Genomic DNA, 19,650 nt, shown 5'->3' on the forward strand with positions numbered 1-19,650 from the left:
TACTTATAACATATGTTTTAAAAGTATGCAAGTAATATTTAAAATAAATAAATAATATTAATACTTGCAATTATAGACGAGTTATGTTAGTATTAAAATATAAGAAAGAGGTTGGCTTGAATATAATCTTTTAAGCGAGATGATAGAGCACTTGAACGAACCGTTTTATGATGGCCAATATTTGAAATAAATATTATAAAAAAGGATTGTATCACTACTCTTGACAAAGAATCATAAAAAATCCCGGTCTGTCCACATTACATACAAAACATATGTAAGTAATGGGACAAGACCGGGATGAATAATTCAGGAACAAGTCTGAATTATTTAGAACGGATTTCCTTAACTAAAGCAACAGCTTCTTCTGTCATCTTCTGAATCTTGTCGAATTCGCCAGCTTTAATCATATCACCTTTAACCATCCAAGAACCGCCGCAGCAGAAAATCTTGTCACATGATAAGAATTCTTCAAGGTTAGATGTGTTGATACCGCCTGTAGGCATAATTCTTACTGTTGTGTAAGCTGCACACATAGCTTTGATCATCTTGATTCCGCCAGCTGCTGTTGCAGGGAAGAATTTAACTCTTGTAAGACCTCTCTTAACAGCCTGAGCAAGCTCAGAAGGTGTTACGATACCAGGCATAACAGGAATATTCTTTGAGATACAGTAATCTACAACTTCAGGATCGAAACCTGGGCTTACGATAACTGATGCACCAGCTGCAACAGCTCTGTCAACCTGTTCTGTTGTAAGTACAGTACCAGCAGCGAGTACCATATCAGGATATGCTTCGTGCATAAGACGGATAGATTCTTCAGCAGCTTCTGTACGGAATGTAACTTCTGCACATGGAAGACCACCTTCAACTAAAGCCTTTGCTAATGGAAGAGCATCCTTTGAATCATTTAATACTACTACTGGAATTACTCCAAGTTCTTCAAACTTATCTGCTATATTACTCATTATAATAATAGCCCCTTTCTTTTATTTATTCAGACATATTTTAACATAATATTTAAAAAACTACAATGATGTGATTGTTTTATTTTTGGTTATATCGCAGGTAAGTTTTATCCATTCGTGAATTTCACGGCGGGCGGAGTCTTCTTTTCGATATGCGGCAGAGAATGGAATTAAAAGATTGGGGTCACCAACCTGCATTATGGCAGAGTTATCTGATAATTTCATGGAAGAAAGGTAGCTGTTTAACGTAAATGCAATTCCGTAGCCCTGTTCGGCAAGACGGACTCCGGCATCAATACTGCTTATTTTATAAGTAAGTTCCGGAAGAACATCTGCATAAAGAAGGGCATCTTCTTCAAGCTGGCGAATGCTTTGATTGCTGTGCTGTAAGATAAATCGTTCTTTTTTTACATAGGACAAATCAAGCCATGGATAACTACAAGTGTCCTTTTTTACGGTCATTGATGCGGCAGGATGGTTTTTGGGAAGAATTGCAACAAGGCAGTCGTTGTAAATCGTTTCATATGTAAGCCGTGAGTTAATTATACTGTTATATCCAAAAAACATATCAATGTCACCGGCAATAAGCTGTTCTTCAAGCTCAGGAAGATGACCATCTATTGCATAAACAACAGATTGAGGGTAAAGTTTGTTAAATTTAGTCATGACAGTTGGGAAAAGAGATTCTACCTGACGTACCATATAGCCGATACGCAGCCTGACTGAGACATTTTTTCGGATGTCAATCATCCTGTCTTCAAGTTCAAAGCATTTCATCGTAATTTCTCTTGCTGATTTGACAAATTCTTCGCCGGCATATGTAAGTATCATTTTCCGGCCCTTACGCTCAAAAAGCTGCAGACCGAGAGAGTTTTCCAGCTGCTTCAAATGAATGCTTAAAGCTGGCTGTGATAGAAACAGTGCATCAGCGGCTTTTGTGAGATTTCCGTAATTGGCTATAGTAAGTATATATTGCATATCCTTTTCTGTAATCATAAAATTTCTCCATGTGAAAGTATAAATTTAATTTATACTTTCGATAAAAACATATAATTTCACTTTTGGTTTTTACTATATTAAAATATAAAAAGACAATCGTCAATAACATTACAGTTACTGATAAAATGTTAGTCGAATTTATTTATAATCAGGAAGGAAAAAATTATGCAGCCAGAAGAAAAGCAGAAGAAAAAATGGAAAACGCCGCATACGTTTGTAATTCTTGTTGCAATTATCATTATTGCAGCAATAGCAACGTATCTTATACCGGCAGGTGAATTTACAAGATTTAAAGATGCGGCAACAGGAAAAACACTTGTCGAGGCGGGCAGTTATCACAGAATCGCATCTAATCCGCTTAATCCTTTATTAATTCCGTCAGCTATATATACAGGAATTGTAAAGTCGGCATCAACAATTACATTTATGCTTATAATCGGAGGTGCATTTGAAGTAATTACATCAACAGGTGCCTTGACAGCATTATGTAAAAAACTTTCAAAGACATTTTCAAAACATAAATATGCAGTTATTCCTGTATTTTTAACTTTATTTTCAATATTTGGATTTACAATGGGAATGTCATCAGAAGTAATGATATTTGTGCCAATCGGAATAACACTTGCTTTATTTCTTGGACTTGATAAAGTTACAGGAACAGCGATGATTGCACTTGGTGCAGCAGTAGGCTTTACGGCGGGTATACTTAATCCTTTCAATGTCGGTGTGGCACAGGATATAGCAGAACTTCCGCTTTTTTCTGGAATGGCTTACAGAATAGTTATCCTTGTCATTCTTCTTGTAGCTACAAGTGCATATATAATTATTTATGCAAAAAAAGTAGCAGCGAATCCTGAAAAGAGTGTTATATATGGAATTCAGGAAGATACAGAATATACATTTGAAGATGTATCTGACAGTATATCAAAGAGCCAGATAGCAGTTCTTGTAATCATGGCAGCAGGATTTGGAATACTTATTTACGGACTTTCTAAAAAAGGCTGGTATTTTGAGGAAATGTCGGGATTATTTATTTTTATGGGAATAGCCTGTGGGCTTGTAAGTGGTTATGGACCAAGCAGGATTGCAAAGGAATTTGGCAACGGAGCAAAAGGCATTGTTGTTGGATGTCTTATAATTGGTATCGCACGTACAGTCGAAGTTATATTAAGTGATGCAAAAATTCTTGATACAATTGTCTATGGAATTGTTAATATTGTTAATGTTATGCCGGGTTCAATTAAAGCAGTCGGCATGTTTATATGCCAGTCACTTATCAATTGTGTAATTGTATCAGGAACAGGTCAGGCAGCAGTAACGATGCCTCTTATGGTACCCGTATCAGATCTTGTTGGAATTTCACGCCAGACAGCAGTTCTTGCATTCCAGCTTGGAGATGGTTTCTCTAACTCTGTGCTTCCAATGTCATCATCACTTATGGGATATCTTGCAGTATCAAAGATTCCATACAGCAAATGGCTCAAATTTATGATGCCGCTTTTCCTTATATGGACTGCATTGGGCTGTTTATTTATGCTTGGGGCACTTATCATAGGATATTAAAATGGAAATAAAAATGATGAATAATTTAAAACAAAAACTTGGAAAATCAATAGAAAACCGTCGCGATGAGCTTACGGCAATGGCTGATAAAATATTTGATTTATCAGAAGTGAGCGGCGAAGAATATCAATCCGCAGAACTTCTTTGCAGCTATCTTGAAAAAGAAGGATTTGAGGTGGAAAGAGGAACGGGATTTCCTACAGCGTTTCGTGCTGAATGGAGAAACGGAAGCGGAGGTCCTGTAATCGGTATCCTTGTTGAATATGATGCACTTGAAAAGATAGGACATGCATGTGGGCATCATCTTCAGGGACCGGCAGGGATTGGTGCAGCAATAGCAGTAAAAGAATGTATGTCAGAGTATCCATGCACAATTGTTGTGTATGGAACTCCGGCAGAAGAAACTCTTGGTGGAAAGATTGTGATGCTTGATAAAGGATATATGAAAGAACTTGATCTTGTATTTATGTCACATGGCTCACCTAATACTTCTGTAGATGAAAAATGCATGGCACTGGAGAATTTTGTTGTAACTTTTCATGGCATAAAGAGTCATGCCGCAATAAGTCCTGAACAGGGCAGAAGTGCATTAGATGCGGCACTTTTATCATTTCATGCAATAGAAATGCTTCGTGAACATGTAAAAGATGATACACGCATGCATTATACAATCCGTAATGCAGGAGGTCCACCAAATGTTGTGCCGGATTTAACGGTTGCGGAATATACACTTCGATCTTACAGTACAAAATATCTTGATGAAGTTGTTGAGCGGTTTTATAATATAATCAAAGGTGCTTCGCTTATGACGGATACAACTTATGAAATTCAAAGGGACCTTCCGTTTAAGAGTAAAGTTGTATGCCATAAGGTAAACAATCTTCTGATGGAAAATGCGTCATATGAAAATGCACCTGCAATTGCACCTCCGCGTGAGAAAACAGGCTCAACAGATTTTGGAAATGTGCTGTATGAAGTGCCGGGTTCATGTATAAGAATTGCTTTTACACAGCCTGATGCACAGCCACATTCACAGGAATATCTTGATGCCGGAAAATCACAGGCGGCACATGATGCAATTGTTTATGCAGCTAAAATCATGGCGGATTCAATAAGTGATGTGCTTACTAATCCGGGACTTTTAGAAGAAATAAAAGAAGAGTTTAATGCTGCAAAAGAAAAATAAAATATGCAGGAGTGCAGTTGGGTGAGAGATGAAATGAAATGCCGCTTTTGTGGTGGTATTGTTAATTTGACAGATTCAGTATGTCCGCATTGTGGAAAAGAAAATCCACTTGGAAAAAAATATAATGCTGATATGAAAAAATATCAGGAAAGAACAGATGCAGCAGATGCCAGAGTGATGACGAGCCAGTCATATACTGCGAAAGTATATGTGCGTGGAATATATATAATTATATTGCTGGCTGTTTTTCTGGGGCTTGCCGTTTATATGACTGTAAGTGGCAAAGAATTTGCAAAGAAACAAAAAAAGGCGGCACAAAATTATGATAAAGTAGTGGAGAAGCTTGACAGATATTGGAATTACAAAGATTATTATGGATTTTATAATTATTGTGATAATCTTGAAATCGCCGGCTGGTCAGACGGACCATTTCTTTCATATCATCCACAGATAGAGGCTGCACAGATCTATATATTTGTAAATGATTATATTGCAAAATATCTTGCTTCTGATAATATTTATGATAAGAATAGGGCATTGTCGGATGCCTGTAGTCTCCTTGCGGAATTCTATGATTACAATAATCTTCACTATATATATGGAAAGCCGGCATATGGCGAAGATTCTGACACAAAGGTAAGAGAAATCCATGATGATATGTGTCTGATATTAAAGACGTATTTTTATATTAATGACGAAGAATCAGAAAACATAAAAAACATGAGCAGAAGTCAGATACAGACAGTGATTGAAGATAGTATTAACAGACATGATTCGCAAGGAGACATAAAATGAGTGATATGAAAAAAACAGTAACATGTAAATATTGTTCAGCAGAGTATCCTGAAGAACTTGCAAACTGTCCATATTGTGGCAATGCCAATTTTTACGGTCAGGAAAAAATATATATGCAGAGAATGTCGCAGATAAGAAAAAGACTGGCATCCCTTGCTTATATTGACAAAAAAATAATTTTAAAAGAAATCTTGAAAATTGCCGGAATTACTGCTGCCGTAATAGCAGTTATAATAGCTGTGATTTTTACAATTATATCAATTGACAAAAATAATTATTCAAAGCAGATAAATGAGATGAGAGGGAATATTATTAATGAAATCCAGTGAAAAAAGCCACAAAGCATCAATGAATAATTTTGATAAAGAATATAACAGGACAGAAAAAGAAGTTTATAAAAAGACACAGAAACGTGAAAAAATTGCTTCTAAAACTGCTTTGTCTGCTGTTATACCGGCAGTATTACTTATATTGTTCATATCAGCATTTTTGGTTGAACCGATTAATAAGGCAGTAAAAAAATCAAAGATTGACAGCAGTAAAGTTAAGATTAGTGAACAGATATATTCTTATCTTGATAATGGTGACTATGTAGGTTTATCTAAGTATAGTGATTCAATTGATGCATTGGATAACAATTCATTTTCAGAAGAATATCCGGTACTTATGGCTGCAAGATATTATTCATGGTCGCAGTCATTTATGAATAAACAGGATAATAATTATAACCTTGAAGAGCAGGATATATCCGGTTTAAGTGAATATCTTTCAAAATTTTATTATTACTCCCAGATTTCAGCATATAACGATAAAAATAGTACAATATCAGATAAAAATAAATCATATCTTGATAAGATGAGAAAAGATATGGGGAATCTTTTAAAGCAGTATTATCATGTTATTGATGATGATTTAGATAAAATAGCAGAGTATTCGCAGGCATCAATAAGCAGATGTCTTATAGAGAGGAGCTTACATGAAAATTAAGAAAAAAATTGTAATAATGGACATTATTATTGTGCTTCTCGTCCTGGTTAATGCCTGCATGATAATAGCAATAAAAGAAAACAGTGATAATATTAATGTTGACAGTAAAACATATTTCCTGATGAAGTTATATGGTGAAGATGAGTATGGAAAAGCTGTTGATTATGCACAGAAATATTCATTAAAACTTGAAGAAAATAAAAAGAATGCAACACAGGATTTTAAAGAGTGTGTGGCTGTTGCGGATTATTATAAGGCGGCATTTTATAAAAATGTATATGCTGTTGGCAAAGACTCACAAAAATTGTCACAGATGGAACAGAATATGGAAGATGCACAAAAAAGAATGGGGGAAATGTCCCCCATAAAAGTAAAAATAGACCGCATGTTAGAAGAATACATGGTCGCCAATAATTAATTTATCATCATCAATGCTTCCGCGGTAAGCGTGGAAATAGAGGCAGTCTACGTTAATATAACCATTAAGGACTGCTGTTGCAGCTTCAACACATGCACTATCTGCACCTCTTGCAAGGACTATTGCAAAACGTCCGCTTGCAACCGGCGAAAATTGTCCGGGAGCAAATATGACTTCCTGTATTGTATTGGCAAAACGTGGATTGCGTACACGGTTTATAATGACACTTCCCACAGCACATTTTCCTTCATATGACTGGTTTCCGGCTTCACATTCAATAATAGCTGCGAGCATATCAATGTCAGAAGCAGTATAATCTATATGGGGATAATTGTTTCCCCCGGCATTTAAACTGTTATTTTTTTCCTGCTCACGTCTGGCAGCTTCCTCGGCTTCACGTATCCGCTCTTCTTCAAGCTGTTGTTCATACTGGAGGGCAAGTTCTTCAAACTTTGTAATATCATCACTGTTAGATGCAAGCTCCTGTTGTTTTGAATCAAGAAGTGCATTAAGTCGTTCTGACTGTCTGGATGATTCAGACTTTAATTTATCTAAAGAAGCATAATCTTTTTCAAGTTCATCACTGTTTTCGGCTATCTGCGTTATTATATTTTCCATTTTTTCAAGCATTCTTCGGTCATATGAAGACAATTGCGTCACATATTCTGATTTTGATAAAAAATCGGAAAGTCCCTGTGAACTTAGAATGATATCAAGGGCATTCTGGCTGCCATGTTCATACATATATTGGATCCGTAATTTCATTGCAGCGTATTGCTCGTTTTTTTGTTTGTCAAGTTCTTCTTTCTGCATAGAAAGGTCGTCAATTTTATCTGATAAATCCTGCATCTTTTCGTCAATTTCAGTAAGAGAGCTGTTGATATCATCAATCTGTGAGACAAGGTCTGACATATCGGATGAGATATCCGCCTGCTGCTGCCTTAATTCCTCAAGTTTCTGATTTGCATCGTCAAGGTTATCCTGTGTAGTGGCATATGAAATATATGGAATTGTAAGAGACAGGCTCAAAGTGCAGGCAGCTAATATATATTTTTTATATGTTATAAAATTTTTAAGCTTTTTTAAAATAAATCCCAAAATAAAACTCCTTAAAAATCATGTCATTTATTAGCATAATTATAATATAAGCGTACTATAAAGTCCATTGGATAAAATTGCAAGAGACGTTTTAAAGTGTTATTATTAACAAAATAAACAATATATGAGGAATGATATGTACGAACTTGATGATTTGAATATGGACGAAGCTGTTTTAAAACAATATTCAGGAGAAGAAGAAAAAATTACAATTTTGAAAAAAATAGATAATAAGAAGATAGTTTCAGTTGGGGCATTTGCGTTTAGTGAACATAGGGAAATTGTTGAAATAACACTGCCGGAGACAGTCGTTTCGATTGGTGCACATGCATTTTACAATTGTAGGAATCTTGCATCAATAACACTTTATGATACCGTTACGGATATTGGTGATGGTGCATTTAAAAACTGTTACAGGCTTCATAACATAAATATAATCGGAACAGGTCTGAACACCAAGTGTTTAAAAGGTGTTTTGTCGGAAGTAAATAATGAAGTTAAGGTGACTATACATTACGACGATGATGATGCCGTGCTGGTATTTCCATATTATCTTTATAATTATGAAGAAAATACGCCGGCAAGAATTGTTAATCAGATTACGGAAGGTTCAGGGATACAGTACAGGGAATGTGTTGACGGTGCTGATGTTAATTATATGCAGTATGACAGATTATTTCAGGCAGGAATGTATATTGACGTTAAAGATGCATCATATAAGATTGCATGTTACAGGTTGAAGTATCCATATAAATTATCTGAAGATGCAAAACGGCAGTATAAAGATTATCTTAATAAAAATATTATTGAGATAGTGAATGATATGGTGAAAAATGAAGATTATGACGGTTTAAACCTTATATTTTCCATGGAAATACTTGACCGTGAATCATGTATGTCATGTATAGATACTGCAAGAGAAAATTCTCATATGGAGGGGCTGGGGCAGCTTCTTGCATATCAGAAAAAGCATTTTGCACCTTCTCACAGAAAGTTTGAATTTTGAATCCAATGCAAAATGATATTAAAAGTGATATATTGATATTATCAACAAACAAAGTGGCAGCTTTATTATTATAGTTAAGGAAAGATAAGTGGAAGACAATATTAATACTAAGAACAAAGAAGAAAGAGATTGGGAAAAGACGGGAATAAAGGTTCTTGATATGGCAAAACAGGAACTTTTTCTTGGAATGCGTTATATGTTTCTTGCATTGAATATGCTTGGGTATAAGGCGGACAGGCGTATCAGGTTTGTGGCGACAGACGGCAGCTTCCTTTATTATAATCCTGTTCTTCTTATAGAAAATTACAAAAAGAATCCGACAGATGTCAATAGGGCGTATTTACATATGATAATGCACTGTCTGTTCAGGCATATATATGACGCAGAAAAGTATAAAGATGAAGACGATATACAGCTTTGGAATCTGTCATGTGACATATGTGCAGAATATCTTGTTGATGGAATTGAATTAAGCTGTGTTATAAAGCCAGAGAATACAAAGCGGCAGCAGATATATAAGGAGATTCTTGATAAAAGCCATGTGCTTAGTGCAGCTAATATATTTTATATATTAAAGACGCAGATGAATAATCAGGCACAGATGTGGATTGCATCAGGGGAGTTTGAAGTTGACGACCATGCATACTGGCATGCAGACCAGAGCGATAAAGATAACAGAAGCTCCGATGAAGATAATAATAAGCAGGAAGAAAAGTGGGAGAATGCTGCAAAGAAGATGCAGTCGGCAATGACATTTGATTCGGGCAGAGGAGATACAAAAGGCAATCTTTTAAAGATGCTCAAAGCAGTTAATCACAAGGAAATATCTTATCGTGATTTTTTGAGAAAATTTGCTGTGACAAGAGAAAGTATGCATGTGGATATGGACTCATTTGATTATGGATTTTATAATTACGGAATGACTGTGTATGGTAATATGCCTCTTATAGAAGAACTTGAATACAGGGAAGAGAGTAGGATTAAGGATTTTGTTATAGTGATAGATACATCAGGGTCATGTGCATTTACGCTTGTCCAGAAGTTTATTAATGAGACTTTGGGAATTCTTACAGAATCAGATTTGTTTTTTGAAAAAATAAGACTGCATATTATACAGTGTGATAATCAGGTTCAGGAAGATATTGTTATAAATAATTTGAAACAGGCAGAAAGTTTCAAGGATAATTTTGCTGTAAAAGGTTTTGGAGGAACAGATTTCCGGCCGGCATTTAATTATATAGAAAAATTAAGACAGATGGGAGAACTCAAAAGTCTTAAAGGTGTGCTTTATTTTACGGACGGATATGGAATTTATCCTGAACATAAGCCACCATATGATGTTGCATTTGTTTTTCCTGAAATGTATGATGCAGATAGAATTGTGCCGGGTTGGGCAATAAGAGTTGAATGGAAAGTTGAGGAATAACATGAATATTGAAAGAGCAAAGGAAGAAATAAAGAATACAGTAAAAGCATATCTTGCAAAAGATGAGGATGGGAATCCGCTTATTCCGTCTGTGCATCAAAGACCGGTACTGCTTATCGGACCTCCGGGAATTGGTAAGACTGCAATAATGGATCAGGCAGCAAGAGAATGTGGTATATCACTTGCTGCATATACTATGACACATCATACGAGACAGAGTGCGATGGGTCTGCCTTTTATTGATAAAAAGGTATATGATGGAAATGAATATTCAGTTACATCATATACAATGAGTGAGATTATTGCATCTGTGCATGATAAGATTGAGAAGACAGGAATAAAAGAAGGTATTTTATTTATAGATGAGATAAATTGTGTATCTGAGACACTTGCACCTGTTATGCTTCAGTTTCTTCAGGCAAAGATGTTTGGAAATACGAAAGTTCCGGATGGATGGATAATTGTTGCAGCGGGGAATCCACCGGAATATAACCGTTCAGTCAGGGATTTTGACGTTGTTACACTTGACCGTGTCAAGTATATAGAAGTTACGCCGGATTATGATATTTGGAAGAATTATGCACGAAAAAAAGGCATACATGCAGCAGTTCTTTCTTATCTTGATGCAAGACAGGAGAACTTTTATAAGATAGAAACTACGGTTGAAGGCAAGCGTTTTGTCACAGCCAGGGGATGGGAAGATCTGTCTGATATAATAAAGGCATATGAAAAGCTTGGAATTTCTGTGGATGAGCAGGTGATTTCACAGTATCTTCAGGATGAAGATACTGCTATGGATTTTGCCAATTATCTTGTATTGTATTACAAATATGAAAAATCTTACAATGTCAAAGATATTCTTTTGGCAAATACAGCACAGAGTGTGTATACTCGTCTGGCAAAAGCACCATTTGATGAGAGAATAAGTGTAGTGAGTCTTGTCCTGGGAGCATTAAATGCTGAATTTAAAAAGTATTACAGAATGACAATGACGGCACAGAAACTTTTCGATGAATTAAAGTTTTTTCAGAAAAATGAAGCACTTGTATTTTCGGATGTTGTTAAAGATATGAGAAACACATATCTGCGTGATAAAGAAAAAGGCCTGTGGGATGAAGAGGCACAGGCTGTTAATGCGGCTGTAATACGTGAAATTGGTGATTATGAACTGGCAGTAAAAAATGCAGGTGTCAGTGAACATACAGATGTGTTTACAATAATTTCATCAGAATTTATGAAACTTTCAGATAAACGTGAGGCATTATCACAACAGATTATGTTAGAATTAAACAATGCTTTTGATTTTGCCGAGAAAGCGTTTGGACATGGACCGGAGATGGTTCTGTTTGTGACTGAGCTGGCAGCAGGATTTTACAGTATATCATTTATACAGGAGAATGGTTGTGATAAATTTTATTATTACAATAAGAATATGTTAAGAGATAATGCAAGACAGCAGCTTTTGGACGAGATATAAGCAAAAATACATCGCTTCGGGAAAGGAAATGTTATGCTTGAGTTAAATGGAATAAGAAAAACTTATGTTACGGGGACGACATCGGTTGAAGCTCTTAAAGGGATAGATTTGAAGTTCCGTGACAGTGAATTTGTTTCAATATTGGGCCAATCAGGATGTGGAAAGACCACTCTTCTTAATATAATAGGAGGACTTGATAAGTACACAAGCGGTGATTTGAAGATTAATGGCAGATCGACAAAAGATTTTAAAGACAGGGATTGGGATGCATACAGAAATAATTCTATTGGATTCGTATTCCAAAGCTACAATCTTATTCCGCATCAGACAGTTTTGTCAAATGTTGAACTTGCACTTACATTGTCTGGTGTGTCAAAAGCCGAGAGAAGACAGCGTGCAACAGAAGCACTTGAAAAAGTAGGTCTCAAGGAGCAGATTCATAAGAAACCGAATCAGATGTCAGGTGGACAGATGCAGAGAGTTGCAATAGCGAGAGCACTTGTCAATGACCCGGATATACTTCTTGCAGATGAACCTACAGGAGCACTTGATACACAGACAAGTATCCAGATAATGGATTTGCTAAAAGAGATTTCAAAAGACAGGCTTATAATAATGGTAACGCACAATCCGGAACTTGCAACACAGTATTCAACAAGAATAATAAGACTTCTTGATGGAACAATAACGGATGACAGTAATCCATATAATGGTGAAGACGATAATATTACAACGAAGACAGATGAGGATTCTTTAACTGATAAAAAGTCGGGTAAAACAAAGAAAAAGAAGACATCTATGTCATTTTTTACAGCGTTAAGCCTTAGTCTTAATAATCTTATGACAAAAAAGACAAGGACAATCCTTACTGCTTTTGCTGGAAGTATCGGAATTATAGGTATTGCACTTATCTTGTCAATATCCAATGGTATTCAGAATTATATTGACCGCGTGCAGAGAGATACACTTTCAAGTTATCCTATACAGCTTCAGAAAGAAAGTGTCGATGTCAGCAGCATGATTGAGAATATGATGGGTAATAAAGATAAAAATGTTGATCATGACAAGGATAAGATTTACAGTAATAACATTATGACTGATATGGTAAACAGTATGGTTGCTGAGGTAAACAGCAATAATCTTAAAGCATTTAAGTCATATCTTGAAAATCATAAGTGTGATGTTGATGGTTATATAAGTGATATACAATATAGTTATGATGTTCCGTTATACATTTATTCAACTGATACATCAGATGGTGTTACACAGCTTAATCCAAGTTCTGTTATGGAAAATATGTATGGAATGTCTGTATCAGGTGACGGCATGATGTCAGCGGGCATGCAGAATACAAGTGTATGGTCACGTCTTTTTGATAACAGACAGATGCTTGATGAACAGTATGATCTTATAGCCGGAAGCTGGGCAGATAATTACAACGAAGTTATGCTTGTGGTAGATGAAAATAATGAGATAGATGACTATACATTGTATTCACTTGGATTTAAGGATCCGGCCGAAGTAAAGAAAATTTTTAAGAATGTTATGGCTGGAAATTCATATGAGACAGAAGAAACACAGTATACATATGATGAAGTCCTTGACAAGAAGTTCAAACTTGTTCTTCCTACAGATTTGTACAGATATAATGATACACTTGGAATATGGGAAGATGCATCACATGATGATGAATATATGACAACAGTTGTGAATAATGCTGAAGAGGTTAAGATTGCAGGAATTATAAGAAAAAATCCTGATGCGGCAAGTGTTTCAGTAAGCAGTGGTGTTGCATATACAAAGGATTTAATGCCTCATATAATTGATAAAGTAAATGAAACACAGATTGTAAAACAGCAGCTCGCAGACCCTGAAAAAGATGTATTTACAGGAATGTCATTTGATAATGATAAGACATCAATTTCAACGCTTGAAAATAACAAATCATTACTTGGCATAGCAAGTGAAGACAACCCTTCAGAGATTGATATATATGCTAAAGATTTTGATTCAAAAGAAAAACTTCAGGATTTTATTAAGAATTATAATGACGAAGTAACAGCTGATGGAAGAGATGAGGATACAATAAGTTATACTGATTATGTAGGAATCCTTATGTCATCTGTAAGTACTATTATTACGGCAATTTCTTCGGTTTTAATTGCATTTGTAGCGATTTCTCTTATAGTTTCATCAATAATGATTGGAATTATAACATACATTTCAGTTCTGGAGAGAACAAAAGAAATTGGTGTTTTAAGAAGTATAGGTGCATCAAAGAAAGATGTATCAAGAGTATTTAATGCAGAAACTCTTATTGAAGGTTTCGTATCAGGAGCGATGGGTATAATAATAACATTGATTTTGTGTATACCGGCTAATGCTGTTATAAAAAATGTAACAGATATTTCTAATGTGGCACAGCTTCCTGTTGCAGGTGCAGTGATTCTTGTTATTATAAGCATGCTCCTTACAACAATAGCAGGACTTATTCCGGCTAAGATGGCAGCAAAGAAAGATCCGGTTGTTGCATTAAGAACAGAATAATATGATTTACAGGCTATTTACTTTCAAACTTTACTGTGTTAAAATATTAAATGGTTATTTAAAAAGGCTTTTGTGTTAAAGTCACAGAAATGGGGTAGGTGTATGAACAGTAAATTAAAAACTCCGGCGGTTGAGCAGCTTTTCGAGGCTGTTCTCAGTCTTGAAAATAAAGATGAGTGTTTTGATTTCTTTGAAGATGTATGCACAATCAATGAATTACTTTCATTGGCTCAGAGATTTGAAGTTGCAAAGATGTTAAGGGAACATAAGACATATCTTGATATAGCAGAAAAGACAGGAGCATCAACTGCAACAATAAGCAGGGTAAATCGTTCACTTAATTATGGCAACGATGGATATGACCGAGTATTTAAAAGACTCAATATGCTGGAAGAAACAGAAGAATAAATGATAATTGTGTAAATAAAAATCCCGGATGATTGTATAAAATGATTTTCCATAATTTAGTATATGGACTCGTCACAATCATCCGGGATTTTATAATATAAAATTCTGATAAAAATATTTATTTCTTATTATCTTTTTCATTAGATTTATTGTCTTTGATATGCTTTGAAGAGTAATCATCAATAAGTGTTTCAATCATATTTTTTTTCATATAAACATCAAAACTTAAAAGTGATATAAGACTGAATAACTCAAGGAAATCACGCTGTTCTTCATCTTCAACATATTCAAATGACTTGCCGGCAATGCGTGCTTTTTCAAGTGTATCTCTTGAGAGAGCTGCAGCTTGTGATTTGCATAAGTTAAATACTTCTCTGTATATATCTTCCATATCAGGTGTTTTGTCTGTATCAAAACAATTTTCAGTAAGCGGATTAATAAGCTTTTGTATATCGCTTATTGAAAGAAGATTTTTCAGGTAGTAAATAAAAGCAAGAATATAAAGATGATCCCTTGAATACTTTTTTTTGACGGGAGGCGGAAGAAGATTGTTTTTTGTATAATTATTAATCATTGTCTTAGTAAGAATCTTGTCATCTTCATGGCGTTTACTGTCACTTAAATGTTCATCCATAAAAGTTGTGACCTGATCCATGTAAAGATTGATGCCGGGAACATCGCCCGGCTTTATATAATTAAGCTTTGTCATCTTGCGAAGCATTGATGATACAAGCTCTTTGTTATCGTTAGCCATAGTAACCCTCGTTTCTTCTTAAAGTTTATGTCTGTGCTCTATTATATAGTATTAAAAACCATATGACAAGAGGCATATACATCCAAAAATAAAAAATGTTATATAAAAATCTTATTGACAAAAAAATAAAACTGTATTATTGTACTATATGAGTAATACAATAATACAAAATAAGAGGTGATTATTTGGAATGGAACTTTGATGAGAATACACCTATTTATCTACAGATAATTGAACAGATAAAAAAGTGTATTGCAACTGGTGAGCTTCAGGCAGATGAGAAACTTCCGGCTGTCAGGGAGCTGGCAGTAACAGCCGGAGTTAATCCGAATACAATGCAGAAAGCACTGTCACAGCTTGAAAATGAAGGTTATCTTTACTCAATAAGAACTTCCGGACGTTATGTGAGCAAACAGGCTGATAAGTCGCAGCAGCTTCAAAAAGAACTTACAAAACAATATGCGGACGCTTTTATTGAAAATATGAAAAGCCTTGGTTATGAAAAAGATGAAGTAGTAAAGATTCTTGCAGATTATATATCAGGCAGTAAATAAGATAACTAACAGGATGTTAAATCTTACAAGGAAATAAGGAGATTTTTATGGATGTATTAGTAGAATGTAAGGGACTTAAAAAAAGTTATGGAAAAATTCCGGTTATAAAAGAACTTGACTTGTCACTCGAAAGAGGAAGAATAATAGGAATTCTTGGACCGAATGGAAGTGGAAAGACAACTCTTATAAAAATACTTGCCGGTATTTTAAATAAAAATGCAGGTGAAGTAACGATAAGCGGAAAGAGTATAGGAATTGAGACCAAAAAGATTGTTTCGTATCTTCCGGAACGTACATATTTTTCACCAAATATGAGAGTAAAAGATACAATTAACTTTTTTGCAGATTTTTATGAAGATTTCAGAAGAGACAGGGCTGAACAGATGCTTGAAAGCCTTAATATTTCAAAGAATTCAAAAATTAAACAGCTTTCAAAAGGAACAAGGGAGAAAGTGCAGCTTGTTCTTGTTATGAGCAGGGAAGCAGAGGTGTATCTTTTAGATGAGCCTATGGGTGGCGTTGACCCGGCGGCAAGAGATTATATTTTAAAGACTATTCTTACAAATTATAACGAAAATGCAAGTGTTATTATTACAACGCATCTTATAAGTGATGTTGAGAAAGTTCTTGATGATGTTGTTTTTATAAAAAATGGAGAAATAGTTTTTCATAAGGATGTTGATGTTATCAGGGAAGAAAAAAATATGAGTATTGATTCGTTATTCAGGGAGGTATTCGCATGTTAGGTAAACTTATAAAATATGAGATGAAAAGTCAAGGGTTTATGTATGCCGGTATATATATTATTGTTATGATTTTAAGTATTGTTACATTTGGTGCATATAAGATAAATACAGCTATGGGTGGTAATCCTGTGTTTTCAACAATTTACAGATTTGCTATTGCAGGAGCTGTTATTGCACTTATTGCGATGTTTATTATTACACTTGTAATGTCAATATTAAGATACAGGAATAATCTTTTAAAGGATGAAGGCTATCTCATGCACACACTTCCTGTATCTGCAGCCAGCCTTCATTTTAGTAAAATGATTGCTTCAATAATATGGTTTGCTGCAGATTTCATTGTTTTGATGATGTCAATAGGATTTATCACAGGTGATTTAAAATATTCATGGATAAAAAAACTTAAAATGTTTATGTCGGCAGAGACAGACGGAACTGCAACAGGGATGGTTATATCAGGTATAACAGGGACTGTTGTTGCAATTACAGTGTTATATATTATTATTTCGATAATTTCGGCATTGAGCACATTTTATGTATGCCTTGACCTTGGAAGCCTGTCATATTCAAGTAAGGGAATTATGGCTTTTGTGTGGTATATAATTCTTTATTTTGTCGGACAGATTCTTTCGCTTATAGGGCTTGTAATTCTTTGTATTATTATGTATGGCGGCAATTTTATGGAGGTTATGCAGATGCCGCAGTCAGATGCCGCAGTCAGATGCCGCAACAATTGGTTTTGTAAAGGGTACTTTTATAATGGCAGGCATAATATCTGTAATTTTAATAATAGTATATAATTTTATAAGTATTTATATTTTGGACAGAAAATTAAATCTTGAATAAATAGCGTGACAATTAAGTACATATATTATATAATTATTTCATAGCACGGCAAAACGTCGTTGACAAAAAATATTTTTAGCAAAATCCATTGTGTAAATATGGGGCTTTTGCAGAGGAGGATTTTATGGGTATTTTAACAAGATTTAAGGACATTATGGCATCTAATATCAATGCACTTCTTGATAAGTGTGAGGATCCTGAAAAGATGATTGATCAGTACATGAGAAATTTAGAGAGCGATCTTGGCAAGGTAAAGGCTGAAACTGCTTCTGTTATGGCAGAAGAGACAAGAGCAAAAAGAGAACTTGACGAGTGTACAGAGCAGATTAATAAGATGCAGTCATATGCTGAGAAGGCACTTACAGCAGGCAATGAAGCTGATGCAAGAAGCTTCCTTGAAAAGAAGCAGCAGCTTGTTACAACTCAGACAGCACTTCAGCAGGCATATAATGTGGCAGCAGATAATGCATCAAAGATGCGTCAGATGCATGATAAGCTTGTAAAAGATATTGATAATCTTGAGGCAAGAAGAGCAGCAATTAAAGCTACAGTTAAGGCCGCAAAAGCTCAAGAGAGAATTAATAAAGTTGGCACAAGCGTAACAGGTGCTAATAACAGCATGGAAGCATTTACAAGAATGGAAGCAAAGGCAAACAAGATGCTTGATGAGGCTAATGCAATGGCAGAACTCAATTCTTCACAGGAAGATACCAATATTGATAATCTTGCAGCAAAGTACGATGAAGCACCAAATAATGCTGCTGTTGATGATGAACTTGCAGCTTTAAAGGCTAAGATGGGCTTATAATTTTTATAAGTTAAAGGAGTAAAATAATGGGTTTATTTGGTAAACAGCTGGCCAACGTCGTTGAGTGGGAAGAGTACAGAGATGACATTATTTTTTGGAAATGGACTAACCGCGAGATTAAAAAGGGAAGCCGCTTAATCATAAGACCGGGTCAGGATGCCATTTTTATGTATAATGGCGTTATAGAAGGAATATTTAAAGAAGAAGGAAGTTTTGATATTGAATCAGATATCATACCATTCCTTTCTACATTAAAGGGATTTAAGTTTGGATTTAACAGTGGAATGAGAGCGGAAGTTCTTTTTGTAAATACTAAGGAATTCACAGTTAAATGGGGAACTAAGAATCCTATATCAATACCGACACAATCAGCAGCAACACCGGGTGGTATGCCTATAAGAGCTTTCGGAACATTTACATTCAAGGTAGATGATTATGTAGCACTTATTGATAAGATTGCCGGTGTAAAGCAGATTTATAAAGTTGATGATGTTAAGGAACGTGTAGTTGCTGTTCTTGATCAGCTTCTTATGAAGTGGATAAGTAAAGAAGGCAAAGATATGTTCAATCTTCAGGCTAATGCATATGAGATAGCTAATGGTATTAAGGAAGACCTTGATATGCAGATTTGTAAGCTTGGTCTGACAATAACAGATTTCATGATTTCAAGCTTTTCATATCCTGAAGAGATTCAGAAGATGCAGACTAAAGCTGCTTCACAGTCTATGGTTGGTGATATGAATAAGTATTCACAGATGGCTATGGCTGATTCACTTGAAAAAGGTGGTGGACGTTCTAATATTGCGGGTGATATGATGAGCATGCAGATGGGAATGGCAATCGGTCAGCAGATGATGAATAATATGAATCAGGCTAATACAGCTTCTGGCATGCCTCAGGCGGGAACAGCACAGACAGGTAACGGACCAAAGTTCTGTCCTGAGTGCGGAACACCTGTAAATGGTGCCAAGTTCTGCCCGAACTGTGGTAAAAAACTTATCGGTTAATTTATAATAATTATAAAACTGCCGCGTTGCATAGGATGAATTCCGTGACTTCGTGGCAGT

General features: G+C 35.3%; 20 protein-coding genes. 16 read left to right on the plus strand and 4 right to left on the minus strand.

The features are described from left to right. Positions 1-323: 323 nt before the first annotated feature. Complete coding sequence (locus WMO38_RS13800; RefSeq protein WP_021866646.1) at positions 324-965, minus strand: bifunctional 4-hydroxy-2-oxoglutarate aldolase/2-dehydro-3-deoxy-phosphogluconate aldolase; 642 nt, start codon at positions 963-965, stop codon at positions 324-326. A 60-nt stretch (positions 966-1,025) separates the two neighbouring features. After that, positions 1,026-1,961, minus strand: a complete 936-nt coding sequence (locus tag WMO38_RS13805) for a LysR family transcriptional regulator (RefSeq protein WP_349163081.1) — start codon at positions 1,959-1,961, stop codon at positions 1,026-1,028. A gap of 168 nt (positions 1,962-2,129) precedes the next feature. Between WMO38_RS13805 and WMO38_RS13810 the strand changes: the two genes are divergently transcribed. The 6 genes from WMO38_RS13810 to WMO38_RS13835 are packed head-to-tail and all read left to right on the plus strand — an operon-like array spanning position 2,130 to position 6,913. Continuing rightward, positions 2,130-3,527 carry a YfcC family protein gene (locus WMO38_RS13810; RefSeq protein WP_349163082.1) on the plus strand — a complete coding sequence of 466 codons (1,398 nt, stop codon included), beginning with the start codon at positions 2,130-2,132 and terminating at the stop codon, positions 3,525-3,527. A 1-nt stretch (position 3,528) separates the two neighbouring features. After that, positions 3,529-4,713, plus strand: a complete 1,185-nt coding sequence (locus tag WMO38_RS13815; protein ID WP_349163083.1) for a M20 family metallopeptidase — start codon at positions 3,529-3,531, stop codon at positions 4,711-4,713. 21 nt (positions 4,714-4,734) lie between these two features. Next, positions 4,735-5,508, plus strand: coding sequence for a hypothetical protein (locus tag WMO38_RS13820; protein WP_021866649.1), 774 nt, complete (start codon positions 4,735-4,737; stop codon positions 5,506-5,508). Next, a complete protein-coding gene (locus WMO38_RS13825; RefSeq protein ID WP_021866650.1) occupies positions 5,505-5,837 on the plus strand; it encodes a hypothetical protein in 333 nt (110 codons plus the stop codon). The genes WMO38_RS13820 and WMO38_RS13825 overlap by 4 nt, the downstream gene beginning before the upstream one ends. Next, on the plus strand, positions 5,824-6,495 hold the full coding sequence (locus WMO38_RS13830) for a hypothetical protein (RefSeq protein ID WP_021866651.1): 672 nt from the start codon (positions 5,824-5,826) through the stop codon (positions 6,493-6,495). The genes WMO38_RS13825 and WMO38_RS13830 overlap by 14 nt, the downstream gene beginning before the upstream one ends. Further along, complete coding sequence (locus WMO38_RS13835) at positions 6,485-6,913, plus strand: hypothetical protein (RefSeq protein WP_186837468.1); 429 nt, start codon at positions 6,485-6,487, stop codon at positions 6,911-6,913. The genes WMO38_RS13830 and WMO38_RS13835 overlap by 11 nt, the downstream gene beginning before the upstream one ends. Here the strand turns inward: WMO38_RS13835 and WMO38_RS13840 are convergent. After that, the gene (locus WMO38_RS13840; protein WP_349163084.1) at positions 6,884-8,011 is read right to left on the minus strand and encodes a cell wall hydrolase; all 1,128 of its coding nucleotides are present in this window, start codon (positions 8,009-8,011) and stop codon (positions 6,884-6,886) included. The genes WMO38_RS13835 and WMO38_RS13840 overlap by 30 nt on opposite strands. Before the next feature lie 136 nt (positions 8,012-8,147). Here WMO38_RS13840 and WMO38_RS13845 point away from each other — a divergent pair, with 136 nt between their 5' ends. From WMO38_RS13845 to WMO38_RS13865, 5 genes are all read left to right on the plus strand, one after another. Beyond that, on the plus strand, positions 8,148-9,017 hold the full coding sequence (locus WMO38_RS13845; protein ID WP_349163085.1) for a leucine-rich repeat domain-containing protein: 870 nt from the start codon (positions 8,148-8,150) through the stop codon (positions 9,015-9,017). Positions 9,018-9,105: 88 nt separating this feature from the next. Next, the gene (locus WMO38_RS13850; RefSeq protein WP_349163086.1) at positions 9,106-10,443 is read left to right on the plus strand and encodes a vWA domain-containing protein; all 1,338 of its coding nucleotides are present in this window, start codon (positions 9,106-9,108) and stop codon (positions 10,441-10,443) included. 1 nt (position 10,444) lies between these two features. Continuing rightward, a complete protein-coding gene (locus tag WMO38_RS13855) occupies positions 10,445-11,920 on the plus strand; it encodes an ATP-binding protein (RefSeq protein ID WP_349163087.1) in 1,476 nt (491 codons plus the stop codon). A 33-nt stretch (positions 11,921-11,953) separates the two neighbouring features. Further along, positions 11,954-14,467 carry an ABC transporter ATP-binding protein/permease gene (locus WMO38_RS13860; protein ID WP_349163088.1) on the plus strand — a complete coding sequence of 838 codons (2,514 nt, stop codon included), beginning with the start codon at positions 11,954-11,956 and terminating at the stop codon, positions 14,465-14,467. Positions 14,468-14,569: 102 nt separating this feature from the next. Then, the gene (locus tag WMO38_RS13865; RefSeq protein WP_186837463.1) at positions 14,570-14,875 is read left to right on the plus strand and encodes a YerC/YecD family TrpR-related protein; all 306 of its coding nucleotides are present in this window, start codon (positions 14,570-14,572) and stop codon (positions 14,873-14,875) included. A gap of 118 nt (positions 14,876-14,993) precedes the next feature. Here WMO38_RS13865 and WMO38_RS13870 read toward each other — a convergent pair whose 3' ends face one another. Beyond that, the gene (locus WMO38_RS13870) at positions 14,994-15,629 is read right to left on the minus strand and encodes a DUF1836 domain-containing protein (RefSeq protein ID WP_021866659.1); all 636 of its coding nucleotides are present in this window, start codon (positions 15,627-15,629) and stop codon (positions 14,994-14,996) included. A 185-nt stretch (positions 15,630-15,814) separates the two neighbouring features. Here WMO38_RS13870 and WMO38_RS13875 point away from each other — a divergent pair, with 185 nt between their 5' ends. From WMO38_RS13875 to WMO38_RS13895, 5 genes are all read left to right on the plus strand, one after another. Further along, positions 15,815-16,183 (plus strand): GntR family transcriptional regulator, encoded by a 369-nt coding sequence (locus WMO38_RS13875; protein ID WP_186837462.1) that lies wholly within the window; start codon positions 15,815-15,817, stop codon positions 16,181-16,183. 47 nt (positions 16,184-16,230) lie between these two features. Next, positions 16,231-16,929: an ABC transporter ATP-binding protein gene (locus tag WMO38_RS13880; protein WP_349163089.1), complete on the plus strand. Its 699-nt coding sequence runs from the start codon at positions 16,231-16,233 to the stop codon at positions 16,927-16,929. Next, positions 16,923-17,729 carry a hypothetical protein gene (locus tag WMO38_RS13885; protein ID WP_349163090.1) on the plus strand — a complete coding sequence of 269 codons (807 nt, stop codon included), beginning with the start codon at positions 16,923-16,925 and terminating at the stop codon, positions 17,727-17,729. The genes WMO38_RS13880 and WMO38_RS13885 overlap by 7 nt, the downstream gene beginning before the upstream one ends. Positions 17,730-17,899: 170 nt before the next feature. Continuing rightward, positions 17,900-18,583 carry a PspA/IM30 family protein gene (locus WMO38_RS13890; protein WP_021866663.1) on the plus strand — a complete coding sequence of 228 codons (684 nt, stop codon included), beginning with the start codon at positions 17,900-17,902 and terminating at the stop codon, positions 18,581-18,583. Positions 18,584-18,609: 26 nt separating this feature from the next. Next, complete coding sequence (locus tag WMO38_RS13895) at positions 18,610-19,590, plus strand: SPFH domain-containing protein (RefSeq protein ID WP_186837461.1); 981 nt, start codon at positions 18,610-18,612, stop codon at positions 19,588-19,590. Positions 19,591-19,650: the final 60 nt, after the last annotated feature.

Source organism: Lachnospira hominis (ex Hitch et al. 2025), from assembly GCF_040096395.1.
In the GTDB taxonomy this organism is placed as follows: Bacteria; Bacillota; Clostridia; order Lachnospirales; family Lachnospiraceae; genus Lachnospira; species Lachnospira hominis.

Coding starts and splice junctions, on each gene's coding strand:
- WMO38_RS13800 (WP_021866646.1), bottom strand. CDS start 965: ATGAGTAATATAGCAGATAAGTTTGAAGAACTTGGAGTAATTCCAGTA.
- WMO38_RS13805 (WP_349163081.1), bottom strand. CDS start 1,961: ATGATTACAGAAAAGGATATGCAATATATACTTACTATAGCCAATTAC.
- WMO38_RS13810 (WP_349163082.1), top strand. CDS start 2,130: ATGCAGCCAGAAGAAAAGCAGAAGAAAAAATGGAAAACGCCGCATACG.
- WMO38_RS13815 (WP_349163083.1), top strand. CDS start 3,529: ATGGAAATAAAAATGATGAATAATTTAAAACAAAAACTTGGAAAATCA.
- WMO38_RS13825 (WP_021866650.1), top strand. CDS start 5,505: ATGAGTGATATGAAAAAAACAGTAACATGTAAATATTGTTCAGCAGAG.
- WMO38_RS13830 (WP_021866651.1), top strand. CDS start 5,824: ATGAAATCCAGTGAAAAAAGCCACAAAGCATCAATGAATAATTTTGAT.
- WMO38_RS13835 (WP_186837468.1), top strand. CDS start 6,485: ATGAAAATTAAGAAAAAAATTGTAATAATGGACATTATTATTGTGCTT.
- WMO38_RS13845 (WP_349163085.1), top strand. CDS start 8,148: ATGTACGAACTTGATGATTTGAATATGGACGAAGCTGTTTTAAAACAA.
- WMO38_RS13855 (WP_349163087.1), top strand. CDS start 10,445: ATGAATATTGAAAGAGCAAAGGAAGAAATAAAGAATACAGTAAAAGCA.
- WMO38_RS13860 (WP_349163088.1), top strand. CDS start 11,954: ATGCTTGAGTTAAATGGAATAAGAAAAACTTATGTTACGGGGACGACA.
- WMO38_RS13865 (WP_186837463.1), top strand. CDS start 14,570: ATGAACAGTAAATTAAAAACTCCGGCGGTTGAGCAGCTTTTCGAGGCT.
- WMO38_RS13870 (WP_021866659.1), bottom strand. CDS start 15,629: ATGGCTAACGATAACAAAGAGCTTGTATCATCAATGCTTCGCAAGATG.
- WMO38_RS13880 (WP_349163089.1), top strand. CDS start 16,231: ATGGATGTATTAGTAGAATGTAAGGGACTTAAAAAAAGTTATGGAAAA.
- WMO38_RS13885 (WP_349163090.1), top strand. CDS start 16,923: ATGTTAGGTAAACTTATAAAATATGAGATGAAAAGTCAAGGGTTTATG.
- WMO38_RS13890 (WP_021866663.1), top strand. CDS start 17,900: ATGGGTATTTTAACAAGATTTAAGGACATTATGGCATCTAATATCAAT.
- WMO38_RS13895 (WP_186837461.1), top strand. CDS start 18,610: ATGGGTTTATTTGGTAAACAGCTGGCCAACGTCGTTGAGTGGGAAGAG.